The organism is Tenacibaculum aquimarinum (assembly GCF_022478115.1).
Classification (GTDB): domain Bacteria; phylum Bacteroidota; class Bacteroidia; order Flavobacteriales; family Flavobacteriaceae; genus Polaribacter; species Polaribacter aquimarinum_A.
The window spans coordinates 320406-329075 of sequence record NZ_JAKGSC010000003.1 but is presented as its reverse complement, the minus strand read 5'-3'; the positions used below and the strand labels follow the sequence as shown (position 1 = coordinate 329075).

General features: G+C 34.0%; 3 protein-coding genes. All 3 read right to left on the bottom strand.

Translation table 11 applies throughout. The annotated features are described in order from the left end of the window. The coding region (locus tag L1S33_RS09630; RefSeq protein WP_240562168.1) for a beta strand repeat-containing protein at nucleotides 1-2039 on the bottom strand (2039 nt) is incomplete at its 3' end. 573 nt (nucleotides 2040-2612) lie between these two features. Next, nucleotides 2613-4706, bottom strand: a complete 2094-nt coding sequence (locus L1S33_RS09625) for a hypothetical protein (protein WP_240562167.1) — start codon at nucleotides 4704-4706, stop codon at nucleotides 2613-2615. Between the two features lie 121 nt (nucleotides 4707-4827). Continuing rightward, a complete protein-coding gene (locus L1S33_RS09620) occupies nucleotides 4828-8556 on the bottom strand; it encodes a hypothetical protein (protein ID WP_240562166.1) in 3729 nt (1242 codons plus the stop codon). Nucleotides 8557-8670 lie beyond the last annotated feature (114 nt).

The following is an 8670-nucleotide window of genomic DNA, read 5'->3' as shown; positions in this document are numbered from 1 at the left end:
TTTGAAGTTGTTCCTGCAGTTACTGTTCCATTTATTGTGAAACTCTCTGTTGGCTCATTGGTTGTATCTTCTACTGTACTAATTGGTATTAATACTTGTGTTGCTCCTGCTGGAATTGTTACTGTTGTAGTTGTTGCTACATAATCATCAGATCCTTCTGTACTTCCATTGTCATATGTAATTGCTACAACTACATCTTCACTACTTGGATTACTTAATGTTACTGGAATTGATATTGCATCGCCTTCTGTTACCGTATCGTCTCCGATTGTTAACGCTGGTAAAGCATCATCATCATTAATCGTTCCTGTTCCTGTTGCCGTTGCATTTGAAGTTGTTCCTGCAGTTACTGTTCCATTTATTGTGAAACTCTCTGTTGGCTCATTGGTTGTATCTTCTACTGTACTAATTGGTATTAATACTTGTGTTGCTCCTGCTGGAATCGTTACTGTTGTAGTTGTTGCTACATAATCATCAGATCCTTCTGTACTTCCATTGTCATATGTAATTGCTACAACTACATCTTCACTACTTGGATTACTTAATGTTACTGGAATTGATATTGCATCGCCTTCTGTTACCGTATCGTCTCCGATTGTTAACGCTGGTACATCTGTTGGATCTTCAAGAATAGTTACTATTCCTGGAGCTCCCGAAGTAGCAGTTGGGCTTGTTCCATTAACAGTAAAAGACTCAGTTGCTTCATATATGTTATCATTAGTAATAGGAATATCAACAGTAGTAGTAGTTGCTCCTGCTGGGATTGTAACAGTAATTGTTGCAGACGTATAATCATCTGTACCTGCAGTACCTATTGTTTGAGTAATAGTTATAACTGTAGGCAACACACTAGGATTAGTAATACTTACTGGCACTGTTGCTACTGCATCTGTACCTTCAGTAACAATTACACTACCAATTACTATAGCATTAATATCATTATCTAATATTGTTACAATAGAAGGTGTTGCGTTAGTTGCATTACTACTTGTAACTGTTCCATTTACACTGAATGTTTCTGTATTTTCTAATAAAAGATCATCTTCTATATCAATATCTACTGTTGTTGAAGTCTCTCCGGCAAGAAAGGTTACTTCAATTGTTTCCACTGTATAATCATCTGTTCCTGCTGTTCCAATTGTTTGGGTAATCTGTACAACAATTGTCTCATCACTTGGATTGCTAATACTTACTGGAATTGTTGCTACAGGATCAGTTCCTTCTGTTACCGTTACATCTTCTAATATTACTACTGGCGTATCATCATCTAAAATAGTAACAGTTGAAGGTGTTGCTGGACATGTACTTGAAGAAGTTCCATTAACGGTAAAAGATTCAGTTGACTCTCCTATATTATCATTCGTAATAGGAATATCAACAGTAATACTTGTTTGTCCAGCAGGAATTGTTACTGTAATAGTAGTCTCTGTATAATCATCTGAATCAACAGCACTACCATTTGTTTGTGTTATTTGCACATCAATAGCTTCTGTACTTGGATGCGATATACTTACCGGTACCATAGCTACAGGATTATCTCCTTCAGTAACTGTTATGTCGTCTAATTTTAAAAACGGTAAAACTTTAATTACAGCTGTAGCATAATCATCTTCGTGAACTGCTTCTGTATGAGAGTAAGTAATAGGTGTTGTAATTTCAGCAGAAGTAAGGCTAAAAGTGCTAGACACACTTGTTCCTGCTGCGTTAGTATAACTACCTATATATGTCCAAGCTTCACCAACATCTAGCACAGCATCTCCATTACCATCTTCATCAACAGTAAGTGTTAAACCTGCTAAATTACTAGTAAGACTAACACTGTTAAGCGCCACGTCTCCTGTATTACGTATTGTAGCTATGTAATTAACTACATCATTAGCAGTATCATTACCATCTTCTGTGGTTGTATTTACAATTAAAGCAGCATTCTGTGAAAATACTGTTTGAGTTGTAAATGAAAACGCAAAAACAATTAGCAATAAACTAACCATTTTTGACCATTTTTTTGTCACGATGTTCTGATTGTAAATTTTTCCCATGCCTTACTTAATAGGGTTTATTTTTAATTTTTATTAAAATATGATAAACCAACAATTGATTTATCTCATTTTTAGTACTACACTAGTGTTAAAAAACACTCTAAATGCGCCTAAGAGCTAATTAATATTGGCAAATAGCCGACATTAATACTTAGACACAAGCAATAATTAAAAGTCACATTTAAATCTATTCTAAAAAAAGATTAAATTGTTAGTAACTATACGTTAAGAATTTATTGATAAATAAAAAAGAAGAATACTACATATATGACATATGCAAATAATTAACAATAGAAGAAATTACCTCTAAAATTAATAATTTATTTTAAGCCTCCCTTATTAAATAAATTTAATAACTTAATTATTAGTTTTTAAAAAATCATATCCAAATAAAATTTGAATCACTAAAATATTAATTGGGGGAATCTTAATTATTTGCAAAAGTACATTCTTATTTTATAATAAAAAAATAAATAAAATATTTTCTAATCAAACTAGCCCCCATTCTAAATTAGAATCAATGTCTTTTTTTTTGAAGAATAAACTTTTTCAAATCTACCCTAGGGTTTTCTTTTAATCTCCACTTGCTGGTGTGGAATCTAAATCTGTTTGATTAGACTGCGTTATTTCTGCATTATTTATTATTTCTCCTGCTCCATTTACTGTTGCAGTAATTTGTAATACTATTGTTTGATTAACATTTAAGTTACCAATATTCCAAATATTACCTATATATGTTGTACTTGTAGTTGCAGAATTATCGGAAACAAAGGTTAGACCTGTAGGTAAAACATCAGTTACTTGCACTCCTGTTGCATTTGCAAACCCATCATTAGTTACTGTTAATGTATAAACAATATTACTTCCAATTTTTGGCAAAGCATTATCTACAGTTTTAGTTAAACTTAAATCTGCAATTGAAGCTACTAGATCTGTTACGGATGCGAAAACAACATCAGGTGAATTTATAGCATTAGCCGAAACATCATTTTTGATTTGAGTAATTGAACTATTAATTGGATCATCTACTGTAACATCAAATGTTATAGTAACAGATTCTGTTGGCTGTAAATTAAAATTTTCTGAGGCTGCTATTAAATTAGAAGGATCACCTGCTGCATCTGTAGTTGGCACCCTATTAACAAGTTCATAATTAATTGTGAAACTGGCTGCTGTTATTGTATTATCATCTACTCCACCAACACCATCAAAACCATCATTCCAAACAAAAGTATAATTTCCTTCCGCAGCACCTCCAAAAACACCTGGACCTCTACTTACATTGAAGTTTCCTGCATTCCCTCCACCAAAGCTTCCTTGCCCCAAATTGTAAGCAGTACCATTTGGATATGTTGCAACTAATGATATATCACTTCGAAAATCAGTAGAAGCTCCCTGAACATTCATTTGATAAGATGTTAATGTTGAACCAGATGGAACATCTGATGATGTAACAGTATAAGATTGAGTAAACCCAGCGATATCAAAAGTTGCGGGTAAACCTGTAAATGAATGTGAAAAGGTCCCTGTAGTAACGTCATCTATTAAATATGTTTTTTGAGCAGTACCTGCATTATAAGAAACCCCTGGAGGTAATATATCCTCAACAACCAAATCGGTTGCTTGTTCAAAAGCTCCATTATTTTTCACTTCTATAGTGTAAGTTATTACTTGTCCAGGTACTACAGGGTTTCCATTTGCACTAGAGGTTTTTGTTATCGCTAAATCAGGAGCATAAGTATCTACTGCAATTAAAATAACATTAGCAAGGATTAAATCATTTGCAGATCGGACCGAAACTGTTGCGGAAGTTTGCCCTGCAGAAATATAAGGCGTTACATCATAAGAATCAATATCTACACCATATTCTGTAGATGAAGGCACTACATTTACTGTACTATTAAAAGCCCCAGCTGTAGGATTAATTGCATCTGTTAAAACATTATTATTAAAACGTAGTTGTTCTGGGTTACCGTTAGTCCCTTGTAAAGTTTCATCACCTTCCCAAAAAATACCTGCAGCATTTCCTGTTGGGCTAACTGGAATATTTAAAGCAGTAATATTAAAATTACTTGTGTTATTTCTATTTACCTCAAAACCTTCGTAAACATTTACTTTCTTAAGAGGTAAAGAAGCTTCATTATAAACCACAACTAAAGCCCAACCTGAAAGTACAGATTCTGTAGTACAATATTTAAATGCAGTATCTACAGATAAATCTTCAAAAAGATATGTTGTATTTAAATTTGTCTGAACAATACTAGTTACATCTGCAATTGCATTGAAGTGATGTATATTATATGTTGTAGTACCATTATTAAAATCATACTCTGTAACGTATGTTCTTTCCGCTGTTATCGGTTGGCTTTGAAAAGTAACATCGGTATCAATAACCTCACCACTTCCTGACCAATATAAATACGCTCTAGTTATCGTTGCTCCCGTAGGTATACCTGTCAACAATTGAGAATCAGAATTAACTACAGAACATGCATTAGCACTATTAGGTGTATCTCTAAGACTACCTCCAGTTACTGTATAATTATAATTCCCCGTATACGTTTCTAACAAAGTAATAGGCGTTTCTTGTATCTCCGTAATTTGAGCAGTAGTCTTTTTTACTGAAAAGAAAAAGGATAAAAACAACAAAAGGGTTATTGGTTTCATAAAATAAAAAAATAAATAAAATTTAATTTAGTGTATTAAAATTTTTTTTTAATTTATGGGGGAAATAAATATTTTGCAAATATACATATATTTTAAAACTCTTAACAAATTTTTAAGAAAATTATTTTCCATTATCAGGTGTAGAGTCTGTATCTGTTTGATTAGACTGTGTTACATCTGCATTATTTATTATAGTTCCTGCTCCGCTTACAGTTGCAGTTATCTCTATAACTACACTTTTATTTGCATCTAAATTACCAATATTCCAAATATTACTTACATAGGTTGTACTTGTTGCTCCAGAATTATCTGACACATAAGTTACACCTGTTGGTAAAGCGTCTGTTACCTGAACTCCTGTTGCATCTGCAACTCCACTATTTTTTACTGTTAACGTATATATTATTGTGTCTCCTACTTTTACAATAGCTGTATTTACCGTTTTTGTTAAACTTAAATCTGCAGTACATGCATTTACATTACCATCAAAAACTGCCGGCGCTGAATCTTGACCTGTTGTTTCTGTTCCCGAAGTAGTTCCTCCTGTTACAGATATAGGAATACCATTTGCATTTACAGTATTTCCTAAGTTTTGAATTACAGGACCTGCAGTACCTGTATAACTAGAACCTGTATTACCTCCATCTAATGAAGAATTTTCTAAATCAGACACTTCAAGTGAACCAGCGGCTTCTATTGCATCCGGACAACCATCTCCATCACTATCTAGATCTAAATAATTAGGAATACCATCTCCATCTACATCATCTTCACAGTCATTATCTACAACACTTACAAGATCTAATGCGGCACCTGCTGCTGTTGAACCACTTGGTGGTGTTGCTGAAAAACGAACTGTAGTTTGCGTTGTTGTTGCTACAAAAACCTGCGAAAAAGTAAACCATGTTTTTGGACCAATAACACCCCCAACATTACCTTGAGCTGTAGCTGTTAAATTTTGACTTAAAATAATATTATCAGAAGCATCCACAACACTTACATCTAACTCAACCAAATCTCCACTTCCATGACCAACATCTTCTCCCCATGAAAAAGAAAACGTGTAACTTTTACCTGGAACCGTCTCAATTGTTTGAAACAGCACATTATTTTCACCAGATGTAACATCATTTGCTCCTAAAACATCTAAATATTGTTTACCATGAAATGCATCTGCAAAATCAAATGAAGACCACTTTGGAGACTCTCCTCCTACCCAACCATCTATATTGTGTGTAAAATCCCAACCTGTTAAGGTATTTGAATTATAAGTTGTTCCTATAAATGTACCTGAGGCCTCCGTATTAAGTTGATCTGGGAATTCTGCTTGACTAGAAAAATCTTGAAGCTCAAAACTTCCATTTACTATTAGGTTACAAATTTCATCTGAGTCTAAAATACCATCGTTATCATTATCTAAATCACATCCATCTGGAACATTATCTCCATCTGTATCTAAATTATCATCAAATCCATTACAGATATCATTAACATTTAACACGCCATCCCCATCATCATCACACTGATCTCCACTAACGGCTACATTTGTAGAACTTACATCATCTTGTCCTGTAGTTCCGTTTCCTGCAGTTCCTGGACCTACTGGAATTCCATTATCATTTACAGAATTAGTTATCATTCCTGTAGAAGCATCTACTTGTGATGCTAAAATACCTCCATTTCCTTCTAGAGCATCAAAACAACCATCGTTGTCTGAATCTGTATCTAAATGATTTGGTATACCATCATTATCTGTATCACAAATATCTGTACTAAAAACAAAATTATCAATACCGTGTGGATCATTTGCTGATGATCTAATTGAACCAGATTGGACAGTATAAACCAATGACATATTAGAGACTGGGGTATTTGTTACAAACCCAAAAGTATCTTCTAAATTTTGGCCCGAAGTTATAGTTCCAATAACATTGTGGTTTCTATCATATACCGACAAAGTTCCCGCTATATCATCTCCAGTTGTAGCTCCTTCAATATATGCCAATAAACTTCCTTCTGCATATATTTCATATCTTAAAACTGGATTATTATCTGTAAAAGTGTCATATATATCCACCCAATCAAAACTAAAAGCTGTAACTGGTGTTGTAAAGTTAATATTTACAGCATACTCATCTCCAACTCCCACACCTAATTCTGGCCTTACAAAAACTCCATGTGCAACTTCTCCTGAAACAAAATTAGGTGTTGATGTAGTTGTAAATTCAGAGAAATTATTTGTTGCTAAATTAGACGTAAAAGTAAGTGTACCGTTACTAAAAGTTCCTGTACTTGAAACAGCAGAACCATTTCCGGTATTTCCTGTAAAAGTAAAATCTGTTGTTGTGTTTAGTATCGTTAACGTTTTTCCTGTTTGATAAGCGTGTTGCTCAAAACCTGATTCTTGATACCCTAAAGCATTTGTATTCCCTCCTACAACAAACATATCATAACCATCTAAAGACCATGAAAGTGCATCTGCTTGAGGCGCAACAGCACCAGGAATTGGAGGACAAACTTCTGCAGTATCCAAAATACCGTCATTATCATCATCTAAATCACAAATATCACTTACATCATCTCCATCGGAATCTAAGTACCCAGAATCTGAAGCATCACAACATACAACAACACTTGTATTTAACGAAGAACCAACTCCTTGATTTGCAGTATTACCTCCAGGAACACCATTTGACCCCATTAATAAAACTGATGTATCTATACTTCCGTCATTATTTAAATCAGTAATAACATACTCTGTAGTTCCTCCACTTCCTTCAATAGCATCTGAACAACCATCATTATCTGAATCTAAGTCAAAATGATTAGGTATTCCGTCTCCATCAAAATCATAAACATCAGGTATTCCGTCTCCATTTGCATCTGCATAACTTGTTAAACTACCGTCTCCAGTTCCATTATCATTCGTATCATTCCAATTGGGTATACCATCTCCATCTTCATCTTCACTTGGCGAGAACCCATTAGATTCATCAGTATCTAAAATACCATCGTTATCATCATCTAAATCATCTAAATCACTATAACCATCTCCGTCTGAGTCTGGTAAAGACATTATAAACATTTTACCATCTCCATGATCCCTTGTAGCTGCTGTAATTCGAACACTTGTTATTGTAGAACCAATAGGAGCTATATCACTTAAATAAAAAAGAGCTATACCAATAGTACCCCCATTACTTGCAACTACCCTATCACTTAACCAATAATCAGTATCTCCTGTTGGTGCAACTACAGCCCCAACTGTACCAAAATTATTTTGACTTCCTGTACCTCCATGACCGTAATAAGTAGGTCCTTCTGGATTTACAAAAGTTTGCCCTAAAGACCCAGTAGATGTATTACCTGCAAGGTTTCCGAAAAATTCTATATGATAACAATTATTCGCATTACGTTCTGTAATAGCAATAATACTACCTGAAGTACTACGTATTCCCGGAGAATACGAAAATGTTTGTCTTTGCGCTACCAAGGTTGATTGTGCTTTTACAAAATCATCACAGATATCCTCTCCATTATTAGACGCTTCAAAAAAGTGATTTAAATTTCTATCTTGAAATGCTGCTAATGCAGAGGCATCCCAAGTTGTTGTTTGTGCAGGATCACTTGTTGTTTCTATTTGATTTCCATTTTCTTCTATTCCGTTTTGAGGATGACCAGGTGAACCTAACTGGGTTAACTCATAAGATTGTGGACTTCCAAAATTTAAAAAAACACGATCACCAACTGTTATACTTTTTATGGTTGCCGGGTCTTCCCTGTCTGATTGAACATCACTCCACTGAAACGAAACACCGCTCTGGATGCTTGAAGCATTTGTTTGTGACAATAAATTTGTTATTGAAAAAAAAGTAAAAATTAATAATACTTTATTTATAAAAATTATACGAATTGAAGATTTTAAACTCAACATAAAAATATTTTATTACTATACTTAATCTAC

Coding starts and splice junctions, on each gene's coding strand:
- L1S33_RS09625 (WP_240562167.1), bottom strand. CDS start 4,706: ATGAAACCAATAACCCTTTTGTTGTTTTTATCCTTTTTCTTTTCAGTA.